The 16,089-nt window shown below is 68.8% G+C and carries 13 protein-coding genes and 3 pseudogenes; 4 read left to right on the top strand and 12 right to left on the bottom strand.

Annotated elements, in window-relative coordinates:
• Positions 1-52 precede the first annotated feature (52 nt).
• Positions 53-214, bottom strand: a pseudogene (locus OG407_RS00810) (alpha-hydroxy-acid oxidizing protein); the annotation flags it as partial.
• Between the two features lie 162 nt (positions 215-376).
• Complete coding sequence (locus OG407_RS00805; RefSeq protein ID WP_405853989.1) at positions 377-1,345, bottom strand: amidohydrolase family protein; 969 nt, start codon at positions 1,343-1,345, stop codon at positions 377-379.
• Between the two features lie 548 nt (positions 1,346-1,893).
• On the opposite strand from OG407_RS00805, the gene OG407_RS00800 reads away from it, so the two are divergent.
• On the top strand, positions 1,894-3,717 hold the full coding sequence (locus tag OG407_RS00800) for a protease pro-enzyme activation domain-containing protein (RefSeq protein ID WP_405853987.1): 1,824 nt from the start codon (positions 1,894-1,896) through the stop codon (positions 3,715-3,717).
• Between the two features lie 213 nt (positions 3,718-3,930).
• Here the strand turns inward: OG407_RS00800 and OG407_RS00795 are convergent.
• The 4 genes from OG407_RS00795 to OG407_RS00780 all read right to left on the bottom strand — a co-directional run bounded on the left by OG407_RS00795 (position 3,931) and on the right by OG407_RS00780 (position 7,195).
• Positions 3,931-4,757, bottom strand: a protein-coding gene (locus OG407_RS00795) for an IS5 family transposase (protein ID WP_405853985.1) whose coding sequence is annotated in 2 segments (ribosomal slippage) — positions 3,931-4,406 and positions 4,406-4,757 — 828 coding nt in all. Because the reading frame shifts where the segments join, the coding sequence is not laid out codon by codon here.
• 51 nt (positions 4,758-4,808) lie between these two features.
• Positions 4,809-5,189 (bottom strand): SDR family NAD(P)-dependent oxidoreductase, encoded by a 381-nt coding sequence (locus OG407_RS00790; protein ID WP_405853984.1) that lies wholly within the window; start codon positions 5,187-5,189, stop codon positions 4,809-4,811.
• A 104-nt stretch (positions 5,190-5,293) separates the two neighbouring features.
• Positions 5,294-5,938 (bottom strand): isochorismatase family protein, encoded by a 645-nt coding sequence (locus OG407_RS00785; protein ID WP_405853982.1) that lies wholly within the window; start codon positions 5,936-5,938, stop codon positions 5,294-5,296.
• A gap of 342 nt (positions 5,939-6,280) precedes the next feature.
• The gene (locus OG407_RS00780; protein ID WP_405853980.1) at positions 6,281-7,195 is read right to left on the bottom strand and encodes an NADP-dependent oxidoreductase; all 915 of its coding nucleotides are present in this window, start codon (positions 7,193-7,195) and stop codon (positions 6,281-6,283) included.
• A 159-nt stretch (positions 7,196-7,354) separates the two neighbouring features.
• Here OG407_RS00780 and OG407_RS00775 point away from each other — a divergent pair, with 159 nt between their 5' ends.
• Entirely contained in the window at positions 7,355-8,545 is a 1,191-nt protein-coding gene (locus OG407_RS00775) for an RNA-guided endonuclease InsQ/TnpB family protein (RefSeq protein WP_405853978.1), read from the top strand.
• 500 nt (positions 8,546-9,045) lie between these two features.
• Here the strand turns inward: OG407_RS00775 and OG407_RS00770 are convergent, their stop codons facing one another.
• The 5 genes from OG407_RS00770 to OG407_RS00750 all read right to left on the bottom strand — a co-directional run bounded on the left by OG407_RS00770 (position 9,046) and on the right by OG407_RS00750 (position 13,115).
• Positions 9,046-9,576 carry an SRPBCC family protein gene (locus tag OG407_RS00770; RefSeq protein ID WP_405853976.1) on the bottom strand — a complete coding sequence of 177 codons (531 nt, stop codon included), beginning with the start codon at positions 9,574-9,576 and terminating at the stop codon, positions 9,046-9,048.
• A 75-nt stretch (positions 9,577-9,651) separates the two neighbouring features.
• Positions 9,652-10,593, bottom strand: coding sequence for an NADP-dependent oxidoreductase (locus OG407_RS00765; RefSeq protein ID WP_405853974.1), 942 nt, complete (start codon positions 10,591-10,593; stop codon positions 9,652-9,654).
• A gap of 114 nt (positions 10,594-10,707) precedes the next feature.
• A complete protein-coding gene (locus OG407_RS00760; RefSeq protein WP_405853972.1) occupies positions 10,708-11,529 on the bottom strand; it encodes a helix-turn-helix transcriptional regulator in 822 nt (273 codons plus the stop codon).
• Between the two features lie 90 nt (positions 11,530-11,619).
• On the bottom strand, positions 11,620-11,901 hold the full coding sequence (locus tag OG407_RS00755; RefSeq protein WP_405868229.1) for an IS3 family transposase: 282 nt from the start codon (positions 11,899-11,901) through the stop codon (positions 11,620-11,622).
• A gap of 170 nt (positions 11,902-12,071) precedes the next feature.
• Positions 12,072-13,115 carry a LacI family DNA-binding transcriptional regulator gene (locus OG407_RS00750; protein ID WP_405853970.1) on the bottom strand — a complete coding sequence of 348 codons (1,044 nt, stop codon included), beginning with the start codon at positions 13,113-13,115 and terminating at the stop codon, positions 12,072-12,074.
• Between the two features lie 158 nt (positions 13,116-13,273).
• Here OG407_RS00750 and OG407_RS00745 point away from each other — a divergent pair.
• Positions 13,274-14,483: pseudogene (locus tag OG407_RS00745) on the top strand (RNA-guided endonuclease InsQ/TnpB family protein).
• A gap of 38 nt (positions 14,484-14,521) precedes the next feature.
• A protein-coding gene (locus OG407_RS00740; protein WP_405853969.1) for an IS5 family transposase occupies positions 14,522-15,330 on the top strand; the annotation gives its coding sequence in 2 pieces (ribosomal slippage) (positions 14,522-14,870 and positions 14,870-15,330; 810 coding nt in all).
• 12 nt (positions 15,331-15,342) lie between these two features.
• Here OG407_RS00740 and OG407_RS00735 read toward each other — a convergent pair.
• Positions 15,343-15,720, bottom strand: a pseudogene (locus tag OG407_RS00735) (IS110 family transposase); the annotation flags it as partial.
• Positions 15,721-16,089: the final 369 nt, after the last annotated feature.

Below are 16,089 nucleotides of genomic sequence, written 5' to 3'. Positions count from 1 at the left end.
GAGCCCGGGTCATCGAAGGAGTGGCTGCCGTGTCTTCATACGGCCTCGTTGGGGCGAGGACGAGGGCGTAGGGCCGACCGATGCCGACGGCGGTGGCATCGAGGGCGATGACCTGGACGATGTCGGCTCCGCTGCGGATGCCGGAGTCGAACAGGACCGGCAGCCCGTCAGCGGCCTCGACGACAGCGGGCCGTGCCTCCAGGGCAGGGAGGCCCCGGCTGCTGGGCCACCATCAGCCCGCCCAGGCCCCGGTGCGGCATGCGAGCAGACCACCCGTGAACGCTGGAACAAGATCCACGACCTCCTTGGCCAGGGCGCCGGCCTGCTTGACCCACCGCGGACGGCTGGTGGGCAGGCCGGAGCCGGTTGTGTCACGTCACGGGCGCGCGGGGGCGGGGAGGTGGGCGGTAAGTCGTTCCCAGTTGCCGTGTGCGATCGCGTTGCGTTCGGTGTCGGTGAGGTTCGCGTTCTCCAGGAAGCGGCGGGCCTGGTCGGCTCCGGTGTCGACGAACGGGTAGTCGGTGGCATACATGATGCGTTCGACGCCGACGACGTCGATGGTCCAGCGTAGGTAGCGGTCGCTGAGATCACCGCTTCCGGTGTAGGAGACGTTGGAGCGGAAGTAGTCGATGAGGGGACGATCGAGGTTGAGCTGCTTCCACTGCTGCATCTTGGCGAGGCGTTCGGTGTAGAACAGCACTACTTCGCCCCAGTGCCCGATGATGAGCTGCAGGTGCGGGTGCCGGTCGAAGGTGCCGGAGAGGATCAGGCGGAGCAGCTGCACCCCGGTCTCGTAGTGCCAGCCGATGCCGGGGCCACCGAGCAGGAAGTCGGTGATCGGGTCGATGCCGGAGTAGTAGGCGTCGCGCACGGCGGGGACGGGCATCTGGGGGTGGAGGTAGATCGGTGCGCGCAGCCGTGCCGCGGTGGTCCAGATCGGCTCGAAGTCGGGGTGGTCGATGTTTTTTGCCCCTGTTCGGCCCAGGAGCATCGCTCCGGCGAATCCGAGGCGCGTGACCGCGCGGTCGAGTTCCTCGGCAGCCGCGGCGGGTTCGGGGGTCGGGAGCGTCGCGAATCCCTCGAACCTGTCCGGATGCGACCGGACCGCTGCGGCGATCGCGTCGTTGGCCTCCCGGGCAAGCGGCACCGCCACGTCCGGGGCCAGGTTCTGCACCCCAGGTGTGGTCACTGACAGGACCTGCAGGTCGATGCCTTGGTCGTCCATGTCGGCCAAGCGGCCGGCCCCGAGGTCCAGAAGCCGCTCACCCGGCGCACCGGCTCCCTTCCCGACTTTCGTGAACTGCGTGTAGCCGTCCCGTTCGGCGTCCGGGTGAAGGTCTCTCACCTCACTCGATTCCATGGCGCCTCGTGGCGCACCGACCAGATACGACAAGACCGCCACCTCCTACGAGGCAGCGGTCAGACTCGCATCATTCCTGCTCTGGGCAAGATCCGTTTGAAGACGGACCCTAGAACGGCGCGGCACAGTGTCCAGTGCTCCTCGTAGTTCGCGCGAGGGGCCTCCAGTATCTCCTGGACTGTTCATCGGCCAGGGACCAAACCCTCTAGCCGCCGCGCCCGCAGTCCCTGGCGCCGAGGTCGGCATGCATACGGCCCACGCGCTTCGCCGGATGGGACGGCTTTGCGTTCAGTCCGCAACCGGGCGTTCGCGGCCTGCGTCATACGCGCGGGAAGCGGCGGCTATGGAGCCGTTGTGCTTGCAGACGGGCGGAAGTATCAATGGGCGGGATTCTTCGCACGGGGGCCGTGATGGCAGTCTGTGCGGCCATGGTGGCTGTCAGCGGGGGTGCGGGGGCATCGGGTTCCGCGCGGGCGGCGTCGGCCGACATGGTGCCCGGGTCGGTACCCGCCGCGGTGGGCACAGCCACGCGAATGGGAGCCGCGCCCGCGTCGCAGCGGCTGACGGTCCAGGTGTGGCTCAACCCGGACGTGACGCGCGCTGCCGCGGCCGCGGACGCGGTGGCCACGCCGGGCAGCCCCGACTTTCACCGCTACCTGAGCCCGGACGCCTACACCGCCAGGTTTGGCCCCTCCGCCGCGCAGGCCGGAGCGGTGGCGGCGTGGCTCACCGGCAGAGGACTAACAGGGGTTCAGGTCGACGCCGGCCGCGACTACGTGTCGGCGAGGGGGCCGGTCTCGGCGGTCGAGTCAGCCTTTCAGGTGCGGATCGGCCGGTACCGGGCCCGGGCTGCCGCAAGCGGGCCGCCCGGCCGGTCGGCAGTGTTCACGTCGAACGACAGGGAGGTGTCGGTGCCCGCCCCGCTGGCCTCCCTCGTGCTGGGTGTGACGGGGCTGAGCAGCGCGGCCGGCACATCACGGAGCACCACGACGCCGACCCTCCCGAGCCGCGCGGCGGCCAAGACGGCTACGTGCTCCCGATACTGGGCGCAGCACGCGCATGCCCTGCACCCCGCTTACAAGGGGCTGACCCGGGTCTCGCTGCCGGTGTGTGGGTACTCCGCCGCGCAGCTCCGCGCTGCCTACGGGGCGACGTGGCGGGACACCGGCAGAGGCCAGACCGTGGCGCTGACCGAGAGTACCGAGCCGACTGCGATGTTCCGGACGCTGACCGCGTACGCCCGCAGCAACCACCTGCCGCTGCCGAGGCGCTCCCAGTTCCGGCAGGTGCAGGCCGGGGCCTGTCAAGCGTCCTCGGCGGTGACGGACCGTGCGGCGCAGTCGGCCACTGTCGACGTCGAGGCGGAGATGGACTCCGAGGCCGTCTACGCGATGGCGCCGGGTGCGAACCAGGTGATGGTGGTGGGCACCGGCTGCGACGAGGACCAGGCGTTCCTGAACGCGGCTTCGGCCGTGCTGACCGGGGACGGCCACCGCCCCTTGGCCTCCATCGCGTCGAACTCGTGGCAGATCCCGCTGGGCGTGGTGTCGCCGTGGATCGTGCACGCCATCGACGTGCGGGCCGCAGCCGAGGGGGTCGGCATGTACTTCGCCTCCGGCGACACCCCGGGCCTCACCGTCACCGACTCCGACCCGTACGCGGTGGCGGTCGGCGGCACCACCCTGGGCATCGGGGCCGCGAAGAACCGCGTGTTCGAGACCGGCTGGTCCGACGACTTCGGCTCGCTGGACGGCGGCACGTGGAGCGACCTCGGCGTCAGCGGAGGCGGCGGGGGCGTCAGCGACGTCTACCGGCAGCCGTCGTACCAGAAGGGTGTCGTCCCGGCGTCGATGGCACGGGTCAAGGTGGCCCACAGGACGGTGCTCGGCCGGACCGTGCCCGACATCGCCGCCGACGCCGACCCCGACACCGGCATGCTGACCGGTTACACCGACACGGACAGCCACGGGAACCCAGGGCGCTACCGCACCGTGTCGAGCGCCGGCACCAGCCTGGCCACCCCGCTGGTCGCGGGTCTCGTCGCCGACGCCCAGCAGGGGCAGAAGTCGCCTTACGGCTTCATCAATCCGCTGCTCTACCGCCGGGCCCGAGCCCAGGCGTTTCACGACGCCCTGCCGACCAGCACGTCCACGCCGCAGCGCGACCGGGCCGCGTACATCGCGCCCGACGACGCCTCCAGCAGCGCGAACGTCGACATCTTCGACGCCCAGAAACGCCCCGACACCGAGCAGGTGACCGCCAAGGGCTACGACACCATGACCGGTATCGGCACCCCGAACGGAGCCGCCTTCATCGCCGCCCTGCGCCGCGGCCACTGGATCCATTCCGGCGGCTGAGCCACTGGGTTCCCGCCCGATCGAGCAATGTCCATCACACCGACCACACGGGCGAGCCCCTGCACTTCACGTGGCAAGAGCGCAGTCGTGGTTACCACCGCGTCGTCGCTGGCCAGCACTGGATGCTCTCCGTCCGTGAAGCCGGCTCCTACAAAGCCTCCACCAGACTCGCTTTGTCGGGGTGGGCCAGTCGGCCCGGATCTTCTGAGCGCATTAACTGTGCCTAACAAAGCCGTTGGACGTGGCGAGGGTGATCAGGCGGACGGCGAGTCCGAGGAACGCTTCGTGGATGTCGTCGCGTCGTTCCCGGCGGATGCGCAAGCGGCGAAAGCCCTGAAGGCAGGCGATCATGCGCTCGACGACGTTGCGGAAGATGCCCGGGCCGGTGCCGTGGGGCTCGCGGCGCTTCGTGATCACCGGTCGGATCCCGTGGGCCCAGAGCAGGCGCCGGTACTTGTCGTGGTCGTAGCCGCGGTCGGCCGGCAGCGCGTCGGGGCGCCTGCGCGGCCTGCCGACGCGGCCCGTGACGGGCGGGATCTTGTCGAGCGGTGGCGGGAGCTGGGTGGCGTCGTTGTGGTTCCCGCCGGTCAGTGACACCGCGAGCGGGATGCCCTGCCCGTCGACGGTGAGGTGGTGCCTGCTGCCCGGACGTGCTCGACTGGCCGGGCCGGGTCCGCTTTCGGGCCCCGGCGAGGGGCCCTGACGTGGGAGGAGTCGATCACCGCCCGGGACCAGTCCAGCTGGTCCTTCGACCGTAGCTTCTCCAGCAGCAGCACGTGCAGTCGGTCCCAGACGCCGGCCTCGTTCCAGGCGGTTAGGCGCAGCCGGCACGTCATGCCGGATCCGAAGCCCAGCTCCTGAGGCAGGTACTCCCCTTGGATGCCTGTGTGCAGGACGAAGAGGATCCCGCACCGTGCTTGCCGGTCCGGCACTCGAGGTCTGCCCTCGACCAGCTTCGGCGCCGGCACGGGCAGCAACGGTTCGATGAGCGAGCACAGTTCATCCGACACGATCCACGGCCGCGACCGACGTTTCCCCACGACCAGACCAACGAGCAGACAAGCCCACAGTCACATGATCAGCAGCTCTTGTCAGAGCCAGTAAGGAGAGCCACGACGACTCGTCGGGTTCGACGCGATCATCGACCGCCACTCGGTGTCGGATGTCTTGAGGATGCCGGTGCGCTCCGGGCTGCCCCAGTCGCCGGTGGCGATGACGGCACCGTCCAGCGCGCCGTACGCGGACAGTTGGGCGCACACCGACTCGCTGTCCGCGTCACCGACATCGACCGTGTGGGTGATCAAGGTGCCCGGACCGGCGTCCTTGGCGTAAGCCGCGGGGCCGGTCAGTCGTTGCTCGCTGCGGCCGGTAGCTACGACGATGGCTCCCTGGCGCAGCAGCGCGAGAGTCATTCCCTTTCCGACGCCGCCGGTCGCGCCCGCCACCACGATGGTCCGTGCGGACAGCGGCAAAGTTCCCCTGTACGTCGTTCACGGGCGAGATCCCTTTCCTGAAGGCGGGGGCGGGCCTCGCAGGGTGGGAGTGGGGGTTGGGTCGGAGCCCGCCCCCCAGGGGTTCAGACGGCCGTGGCGGCGCGCTTGCCCAGTTCGAGGGCGTGAGAGAAGGTCCGGGCACTCATGTCCATGGACGGCACGTTCTCCTGCATCAGCCGCATGCGGTGCGGGGCGTCGTGGAACTTGGGGTCGAGCTGGAACTCGGCGGCCAGGGAGAACCAGGTGACCGGTACCGCGCCGGTTTGGACCATGCGCTGCACCGCCGCGTTGTGGGCCTCGAGCGAGGGGCTGGCGGAGGCGTCGAGGGCCACGTGCACGCGGTAGCCCTCGCGCAGGCCGCCCAGCACCGTCTGCAGCACGCATCCGTCCGTGGCGACGCCGCCGACCACCAGGTTCTCCCGGCCTTCCTCCCGGACCGCATGGGCGAACGACTCGTCCAGGAAGGAGTTGAAGTCGACGGCACGCTCGATGACCGGCTGGTCACCGATGGCCTCGAACAGCTCCGGGTACAGCGGGCCGGACGGCTTGCCCGACTGGCCGTTGGTCACGACAAGACCGCTTTCGTGCCACTTCGCCGTCTTCGCCAGGCCCATGACGTTGTTGATGTGTTCGGTGAGGTTGTGGGAGCGCAGAAGGTTCGCGAAACCGACTGCGTAGTCGACGAGAACGACGGTGGTGTTGGCGGGGGTGAGGGGCTCAGGAGTCATGACGAAACTTCTTCCTGATCGAAGAGGAGGACAGCGGCGCGTTGATCGCGCAGCGGTGGGCAGGTGCCTCGGCCTACTGGTGACCGCTTGGTCACTGACGAAGGTGCCGTCGCGCGCCGTGCTGGGGCCCGCAGGGGGGTCGGGCATCCTTCTGTTCAGGCGTCGTGGCGGGCGGGATGGTCGGTGTACCCGGTTGCGCCGCCGCTGTAGAAGGCGGCCGGGTCGGGCGTGTTCAGCGGTGCCCCGGAACGCACCCGCTCGGCCAGGTCGGGATTGGCCAGCGCGAGCGCGCCGACGGTGACGATGTCAGCGCGGCCACGGGCCGGCTCGTGGGGGAGGGGATCAGTCGACGGTGAGGACGAGCTTTCCGCGGTTGTGGCCGGCGTCGCTGGTCTGCTGGGCCTTGGCCGCGTCGGCGAGCGGGTAGGTCGCACCGACCGTGGTCACCAGTACACCGTCAGCGGCCTGCCGGGCGAGCTCCGCCAGCCGGGCGGCCGAGCGCCGCGCCGGGCCCTCGGCGAAGACGACACCGAGTTCGCGGGCCCGGAAGTCGGCGGTCGTGACGATCCGGTCGGTGCCGCCGCGCAGGGTGATGGAGTCCTCCAGCGCGCCCTTGCCCGCGGCGTCGAGCACGGCGTCCACGCCGCCCGGGGCGGCTGCGCGGACCTGCTCGACCAGGTCTTCTCCGTAGACCAGCGCGGTGGCGCCGAGCGAGGTCACGTACTCCTGGTTGGCTGGGCCGGCGGTGCCGATGACGCGGGCGCCGCGGGCGACGGCGAGCTGAACGGCGACGGTGCCCAGCGCGCCGGACGCGCCGTGGATCAGCAGGGTCTCGCCGGTTTTGACGTCGAGCAGGTCCAAGACCCGGTCTGCGCCGTCGCTCGCCACGGGCAGGGCGGCCGCGTGCGTCCAGTCCAGGCCGGCCGGCTTGGGGGCGAGGACGGCCGCGTCGGCCAGCGCGTACTGGGCGTAGGCGCCGGTGTCGGACCAGCCCAGCACCTCGTCGCCCACCTTGAACAGGTCGACGCCTTCGCCGAGGGCGTCGACGGTGCCGGCGATCTCCCCGCCGGGGATGGCGGGCAGGGTAGTGGGGAAGATGGCTTCCATGATCCCGGAGCGGATCTTGCCGTCCACCGGGTTGACGCCGACAGCGTGTACACGTACGCGGACCTGGCCGGGACCGGGCTCGGGGACCTCGGTTTCCGCCTCGTGCAGGACCTCGGTGCCGCCGAATGTGTCGAAAACGATGGCCTTCATTGGGGCTCTCCTTCGTGGATGCTCCCGGGTTCAGCCGGGAGGAATCGAAGCTCCTGCGGAGCAGGGCGGGGAAATCCGGTTCGCCCTCAGGGAGGACCGGCGTCCACCGGCTGCCGGCCGACACCCGTCGCTCAAACGGGAGCTGATTGAATGTGAGGTATGGCGCGGCAGGTCAAGCGGGCGTTCAGGTACCGCTGTTACCCGACGGACGGGCAGGCGGCGGAGTTGTCGCGTACGTTCGGCTGTGTCCGTCTCGTCTATAACAAGGCGCTGGAGGAGCGCACCCGGGCCTGGTACGGGGAGCAGCGCCGCGTCTCCTACGTGCAGTCGTCGGCCGCGTTGACGGAGTGGAAGAAGACCGGGGAGTTCGCCTTCCTGGCGGAGGTGTCCTCGGTTCCGCTTCAGCAGGCGTTGCGGCATCTTCAGGCGGCGTTCGGGAACTTCTTTGCCCAGCGGGCGAAGTATCCGCGTTTCAAGTCGAGGAAGAAGTCGCGGGCGTCGGCCGAGTACACGCGGAGCGCCTTCACGTGGCGCGAGGGCCGTCTGACGCTGGCGAAGATGGCCGCCCCTTTGGACGTCCGCTGGTCGCGTCCGCTGCCCGAGGGGGCGGAGCCGACCACGGTGACTGTGTCCCGTGACGGTGCGGGCCGCTGGTTCGTGTCGCTGCTGTGCGACGACCGCATTGCCCCGGCTCCGGCCACGACGAATGCGGTCGGTATCGACGCCGGCATCACCTCCCTGGTGACCTTGTCCACCGGGGAGAAGGTCACCAATCCCCGGCACGAGCGTCGTGACCGTGCTCGTCTCGCGAGGGCGCAGCGGGAGTTGTCCCGGAAGGCGAAGGGTTCGGCGAACCGGGAGAAGGCCCGCGAGCGGGTCGCCAAGGTGCATGCGCGGATCGCCGACCGGCGCCGCGACCATTTGCACAAGCTGTCGACTCGTCTTGTCCGTGAGAACCAAACGGTCGTGATCGAGGACCTCACCGTCCGCAACCTGCTGAAGAACGGCACGCTGGCGCGCGCCATCTCCGATGCGTCGTGGACTCAACTGCGGTCGATGCTGGAGTACAAGTGTGCCTGGTACGGGCGCGAACTCGTCGTGATCGACCGCTGGTTCCCCAGCTCGAAGCTGTGCGGGGCCTGCGGCGCGGTCGTAGCGAAGATGCCGTTGAACGTCCGCGAGTGGACGTGTGACTGCGGCACGGTGCATGACCGCGACATCAACGCGGCCCGCAACATCCTGGCGGCCGGGCTGGCCGTCTCGGCCTGTGGAGCTGGTGTAAGACCTCAAGGGAGTTCTCCTGGCGGGCAGTCGGCGTTGAAGCAGGAACCCCTACAGCGCGAGCCGTAGGAATCCCCCTCTTTCAGGAGGGGGAGGAAGTCAAAACTGTGTCTCCTTCAATGAGTTGATCCGCCAGATCAGGTGGCCAGACACCTGAAACGTGCTGCCAATCATGTGGCTGGTCAAATAATTGTGGGATGTGCTCGTTCGCGGGCTGGAGCCGCGGAACTTCGGGCCGCCTGCCCGCGCCCGGGGCTGTTCAGCAGCCTCCGGGCCTGATCAGGGGGTGGCCAGCCACCGTCTGTTCAGCTCCAGCACGCCCACCTCGGGACACTGGCAGTGCTCGCATGCAATGGGTGTATTCACCGAGTGCATCCGCCGGACCAGGACGTCTGCTGTGGGGCTTTTTCCGGCCCGGCCAGCGGTGTCGTGTAGTGGACCTTGGGGGCGTGTCCGAGCTGATGGTCGGGGCTGGACTTCGTGGGAGGCCGGCATCGAGGACGGGTTCCTACGAATTCAGCTTGGTCGGAACGACCGGGTTGGAACTCTGGTGCCGCTGCTTCGGGCCGTCACCCGGCCCGGAGCTGCACCTGCTCGCTGTTGTCCTTCGTTTCGATGACGTGAACGCACCGGTCGAGGGCGGCCACCATGTAGCGGCGCCAGAGCGGGGCGAAGGGACCGGCCAGGATCCAGCGGCGGCCGGGCAGCGGCTTGAACTCGTAGGTCCAGCGGATGAGTGCGCCGTCACCGTCGGGGTTGACGTTGAACTCGCCCCGTATACCGGCCGCAAGGCGGGAGAGGGCATTGGTGAAGCCGGTCAGCTGGTAGGCGAAGCTGGAGCCCACTACGTACTCGGTGAGTTCTTCGTTGGCCTGGGAACCGTCGTCGAACTGCGGGTTTCTTCGCGATCCCGCGTGGTCCCAGGCCTCGGTCTGGTTCTTCACGCTGCTGATGCCGGGGAAGGGGACCACTGGGCGGAAGACGGTGGGGAGGTCGATGGGTACCAGGATGCGGAAGGCGTCCCGGGGTGCCGTGCGGGTCCGCTGCTGGATGGTGATGGTGACGGTCTTGTCGGCTGCGCTGATGAGGAGTGTGGTCATGGTTCAGCTCTCCGTGGCGGTGGGGAGGGTGGGGTAGTCGGTGTAGCCGCGGTGGTCGCCGCCGTGGAAGGTCGCCTAGGTGAGAGGGATGGCGGTGGGAAGGACGAGGACCTTGCCGGAGAGGGTGCCTTCTGCGGCCTCCGAGTGGAGCGCGGGCAGCTCGGCCAGTGGCACCCGGCGGGCGATGGCGACGTGCAGCGCTCCGGAGTCGACCAGCGTCACCAGCCTTGCCAGCTGCGCGGCGTCGCTGTTGACGAAGAGGTTGACCCCGCGCACGCCGCGTTCCTCGTCGGAAGGCGCGGGCATCCACACCGTGGTGTTCACCACGATGCCGCCGTCGCGGACCACGGAGGTCAGCGCGGCCAATTCCATCGGGTCGACCGGTGCGAGGTTGAGCACGACGTCGACCAGCGCGGACAGTTCGGGGACCCCGTGGCCGAACACCTCGTCGGCACCCGCCGTCCTGACGCGTTCACTGCTGCGCGGCCCGGCCGTGGCGATCACGTGTGCGCCGGCGTGCTTGGCCAGCTGGACGGCGTAGCCGCCGACCGCGCCGCCCGCGCCGTTGATCAGCACCCGCTGGCCGGCAGTCAGCTTGGCGTGGTCGAAGAGGGCCTGCCAGGCGGTGAGCCCGACCAGCGGCAGGCCGCCCGCATCGGCCAGCGGGATGCTCGCGGGCGCCGCCGTCAGCAGGCCGGCCGGTGCCAGCACGTACTCCGCCGCCGCGCCGGCACTGGTCATCGGCAGGAAGCCGACCACCTGGTCACCCGTCCTGACCCGGTCCGCGCCCTCGCCCAGCGCGTCGACGGTGCCCGCGACGTCGATGCCGGGGGTGTGCGGCAGGGCCACCGGGATGGGGCCCTGCATGAAGCCCGCGCGGATGTTGCCGTCGACCGGGTTGAACGACGTCGCGGCCACCCGGATCCGGACCTCCCCGGCCGCGGGGACCGGCTCTTCCACGTCCTCGTAACGCAGGACGTCCGGAGAACCGTACTCATAGAAACGCACTGCTTTCATAACAAATAACGCCTTTCATGGCAGGGGATTTGCTTCGAATGTGAAGCATCGTGAAACCTGGGCACGCCCGGGCTTTCGAGACAGTGCCTTCAGGTGGGTGAGGGGTGACAGCCGTTATGCGGCGGTCAGGAGCTGAAGCTTGCCGTGGCTCGGGGAACCGGGCACGGCGGTGAACACCAGGAGCGTCTGATGCTGCTCCGGATCCAAGAGCATCTCGGCGTACAGCTCCAGCTCCCCCAACTCGGGGTGCAGGTAGCGCTTGAGGTCGTGATGATGAGTCACTCCCACCTCGTGCAACCGCCAGATGTTCGCGAACTCGGAGCTGACCTCCAGCAGCGCTTCGACGATCTCGCCGGCCTTCCCGGTGGGATCCGCCGTGTACGCGTCCCGGATCTCCGCGGCGAAGACCCTGCCCCGTATCGGATGGTCCTCGACGGGGTACAGGCCACGGACCCGCCGATCACCGGTGAACCAGCGGTAGACCAGATAACGGGACAAGCCCGAGTACTGGGTGTAGTCACCGAGCAGAGCGACCGCCGGACGCGTCTGCAGCAACGCCTCGCCGAGCCGTGACAGCACGATCGCGGGCACGTCCGAGAGACCGGCGACGATCCGCAGCATCGTGGGACCGATGTAATCGTCTCGAAGAACCCGCTGCGGCGCCGGGATCCCACCCAGGACGAAGACGTGGTCACGCTCGCTCTCGTTCAGACGCAGCGCCCGGGCGAGCGCGACGAGCATCCGCTCCGACGGTGCTGGACCTCGCTGCTGCTCGATGCGGCTGTAGTAGTCGGCCGACATCCCGGCCAACGCCGCCACCTCCTCGCGCCGCAGCCCGCCGGTGCGGCGCCGCTGCCCGCGGGGAAGCCCGACATCCTCCGGCTGCAACGCCTCACGACGCGCTCGGAGAAAATCCGCCAGCAACGCCCGGTCCATCGTCCGACCTCCTCTGTTCGACAGCACAATCTTGACGCGAACCCGGAACCGGATGAAGGGCGGCTTTAACCGCGGACAAGTTGTCCCTGGCTAACGCTCTGACCACACGGGTCCGCCGGAACGGCAGCTCCGGCGGTTGCCGATTCGAAGGTTGCCTATACGTGGCGTCCGATCCGACTGCTCAACCATGGCCGCCGCTCCGGGCAGCCCGGCATCTGCCCTGTCGGCGGCCCCTGCTTTCGTAGGGGTGCCGGCGGCCCGCATCAGCCTCGCGATCCGCTTGTGATTCACCACCGGACCCCATTCCCGCAGCTCACGCGTGATCCGGGGAATGCCGTAAGCACCCTTGGTCTCGGTGTGAATGCCGCGGATTACTGCCGCGCTCCTGACACCACCTCCACGCGCTCGACACGCGTCAGCTCCGGACGGTCGCGAGCAGTGGGGACAGGCGCTCGGCCGAGGTTTCCCGGCCGAGCGTTCTGCGTGGCCGGCGGTTGAGTTCGTGCGCGACGGTCTGCAGGGGTCTGCCGTAGCCGCCGGGCTCAGCGCGCCGCGCCGTTGACGCGCGCCTGGCGGCCGGTGGGCGCGGCGGCCGTGCTGGAGCGCAGCGAGACCGGGGGTGCCAGCAGGATGTGCTGAGGCGGGGTGTCCGGCGCGGTGATGCGCCCCACCAGGAGGGACACGGCCTTCTCGCCCATCTCCAGGGCCGGTACGTCCGCCGCCGTGAGCGGCGGACGGAAGTCCTCGGCCCAGGTCCTGGCCGCCACTCCGGTGATGGAGAAGTCGTACGGCACTTCCAGGCCGGTGTCCGACAGCGCCCTCTGGATGCCGGGCAGGGCGGCCTCGTTGATGGTGGTGACAGCTGTGAGGTCCGGATGGTTCTGCAGAAGCGCCGTCATGCATTCCTGGCCGGAACGGGCATCGTCCCCACAAGGCACTTCGATGCCGTCAAGGCCGCGTTCCTCCAGGGCCTTCTCGAAGCCCTCCCTGGCCCTGCGGGCGGGGCCGTAACCCGCCGCGATGAGTTCCGGGGAACGGGTGACCAGAGCAACCCGGCGGTGCCCCAGATCGGCGAGGTGGCGCACGCAGTGCTGGATCAAGCCGGCGTAGTCGACGTCGATCCAGGACATCTGCTGGTCGCCGGCCGTGTGCCCGATGCCGACGAAGGGCAGCCCGGCGTCATGCAGCCGACCGACACGAGGGTCCTCCAGGCGGATCTCCATGAGAATCACACCGTCCACGCGGCTCTCCGAAACCAACCGCTCGAAGGAACGGTCGTGATCCCCGCCGGAAGGGGACAGCAGCACATCCAGGTCGACCCGGGAGGCGGCGTCGACCACGCTGGCGACGAAGTCGAGCTGCATGTGCGTGAGCCGGTTGCCGGCGGGCGGGATGACGAGACCGATCGTCCGGGTCCGCCCCTCCTTGAGGGCCCGCGCGGCCGCATTGGGCCGGTATCCCAACTCGTCGATCACGTCTTGGATACGTCTGCGGGTGCTGGTCGAGACGGGACGTTTGCCGCTCAGCGCGTACGACACCGTGCTCCGTGACACGCCCGCACGCCGGGCGATCTCCCCGATGTTCATCGGGGCTCTCCTTCGTGGATGCTCCCGGGTTCAGCCGGGAGGAATCGAAGCTCCTGCGGAGCAGGGCAGGGAAGTCGGTTCGCCGTCAGGGCGGACCAGGGTCCACCGTCTACCGGCCGACACCCGCCACGCGCACGGGAGTTGATAGAACGTGGGGTATGGCGCGGCAGGTGACGCGGGCGTTCAAGTACCGCTTTTACCCCACCGGCGGGCAGGCGGCCGTGCTGTCGCGCACGTTCGGCTGTCTCTGCCTGGTCTGCAACAGGGCGCTGGAGGAGCACACCCAGGCCTGGTACGGGGAGCAGCGCCGCGTCTCCTACGTCGAGTCGTCGGCAGCGTTGACCCAGTGGAAGAAGACCGGGGAGCTCGCCTTCCTGACGGGGGTGTCCTCGGTCCCGCTCCAGCAGGCGCTGCGGCACCTTCAGACAGCGTTCGGGAACTTCTTCGCCAGGCGCACGAAGTACCCGCGTTTCAAGTCCCGGAAGAAGTCCCGCGCGTCGGCCGAGTACACCCGCTCTGCCTTCACGTGGCGCGAGAACCGTCTGACGCTGGCGAAGGTGGCCGGTTCTCTGGACATCCGCTGGTCGCGTCCCCTCCCGGAGGGTTCGGTACCGACGACGGCGACCGTGTCCCGTGACCGTGCGGGCCGCTGGTTCGTGTCGCTGCTGTGCGACGACCGCATTGCTCCGGCTCCGGCCACGACGAATGCGGTCGGTATCGATGCGGGCATCACGTCGCTCGTGACCCTGTCCACCGGCGAGAAGGTCACCAACCCCCGGCACGAGCGCCGCGACCGCGCTCGTCCCGCCAGGGCGCAGCGGGAGTTGTTTCGGAAGGCGAAGGGCTCCGCGAACCGGGAGAAGGCCCGCCGTACGGTTGCCCGCGTGCATGCGCGGATCGCCGACCGGCGCTGTGACTTCCTGCACAAGCTGTCGATTCGTCTCGTCCGTGAGAACCAAACGGTCGTGATCGAGGACCTCACCGTCCGCAACCTGCTGAAGAACCACACGTTGGCACGCGCCATCTCGGACGCGTCGTGGACGCAACTGCGGTCGATGCTGGAGTACACGTGCGCCTGGTACGGGCGCGACCTCGTCGTGATCGATCGCTGGTTCCCCAGCTCGAAGCTGTGCGGGGCCTGCGGCACGGTCGCGGCGAAGATGCCGTTGAACGTCCGCGAGTGGACGTGTGATTGCGGCGCGGTGCATGACCGCGACGTGAACGCGGCGCGCAACATCCTGGCTGCCGGGCTGGCGGTGGCTGCCTGTGGAGACGGTGTAAGACCTCAACGGGAGTCCTCCCGGACGGGGCAGTCGTCAGTGAAAACAGGAACCCCAGCGGGCGACTGCTGGAATCCCCCGTCTTTAGAAGCCATCTCATTTGGGTGACTCGGTATTCTGTGAGTCATGGTGGGGATCGTTGAGCGGCTTGTGCCGGATGAGTTGTGGGAGTTGTTCCAGCGGGTGGTGCCGGAGGCACCGTCGCGGCCGCAGGGCGGTGGTCGGCGTCGGCACGGCGACCGGGAAGTGCTGGCCGCGATCGTCTTCGTGGCCACGTCGGGTTGTACCTGGCAGCAGCTGCCTTCGGCGTCGTTCGGCCCGTCCGGAGCGACCGCCCACCGGCGGTTCTCGGAGTGGTCGAAGGCCAGGGTGTGGGCCAAACTCCACCGCCTGGTCCTCGACGAACTCGGTGCCCGCGGCGAGCTGGACTGGTCGCGGTGCGCGATCGACTCGGTGAACACGCGGGCCCTGAAAAGGGGGACCTGACAGGTCCGAATCCTGTCGACCGGGGCAAGTACGGCTCGAAGATCCACCTGATCACGGAACGGTCGGGTCTGCCCATATCCGTCGGCATTTCCGGGGCCAACCTGCACGACAGTCAGGCCCTGATCCCGCTCGTGAAGGGCATCCCGCCGATCCGCTCGCGCCGCGGCCGGCGACGGCGCAGGCCCGGCAAACTCCACGCCGACAAGGGTTACGACTACGCCCACCTGCGGCGATGGTTACGCGAACGCGGCATCACCCACCGCATCGCCCGCAAGGGAGTCGAGTCCTCGCAACGACTGGGCCGCCACCGCTGGACCGTGGAACGCACTATGGCCTGGCTCGCCGGTTGCCGCCGCCTCCACCGACGCTACGAACGCAAGGCCGACCACTTCCTCGCTTTCACCAGCATCGCCTGCACCCTCATCTGCTACCGTAGGCTCGCCAAATGAGATGACTTCTTAGTGGGCCTTTGCGCCCGGTGAGTGGGTCAGTGAGGCGAAGGCCCACAGGTAGCCGGCGTGGTTGAGCCGGTCGTTCTTCACCCAGCGTCTGGTGATGCTGGACTTCTTGCCGGACGCCCTGGTGATGGGGGACGCACCGGCGTAGGCCTTCATACCGCGGGCAGTGGCGAAGCGGGCGTGGTCGTCCTCGATCTCAGCGAGGATCCGGGCGCCGAGCTGGGTGCCGAGCCCGGGGAGGCTCAGGATGATCTCGGCGTCCGGATGCTGAGGGAACACCTCTTCCACCGCCTCGGCGAGTTGGTCGGCGGCCGTGGAGGCCGCTTCGAGCTGCCGCAGCAGAGCGGGCATCTGCGTGCCGTCGTCGTCGACCAAAGCGATGTCGTGCGTCTTCTCGGCCCAGTCGATGCCACAGTAGATCAACTTTCCCTCCTCGAAGCGCGGGTGCTTGCGCTGGTCACGACCGCATGCGGGGCCACGCGGCGACCTAATTCCAGGCCTCGATCAAGGAACGGGCCGACACCTCACAAGCCGTTCGTGGCACCAGCTCACCGCACGGGCCCCGGTCTGTTCGCAGAGCTCAGACGGCTCGGGGAATGCAAGAGATCACCGTGCGACGGGCTCGCACCACCAACTCCAACGAGTGATCGAGCAAACGGTGTTGACGCCGCTGGTGGCCGTGAAGGCGCCGAACGCCGCCGATCTTGGCGGAGACATGATGGCCGGGCTGAAAGAAGGCCTGCGTCCGGA

Source organism: Streptomyces sp. NBC_01515 (assembly GCF_045040345.1).
Taxonomy (GTDB): Bacteria; Actinomycetota; Actinomycetes; order Streptomycetales; family Streptomycetaceae; genus Streptomyces.
The sequence above is the reverse complement of the archived record's forward strand: the minus strand, read 5'-3'. Positions and strand labels throughout refer to the sequence as shown.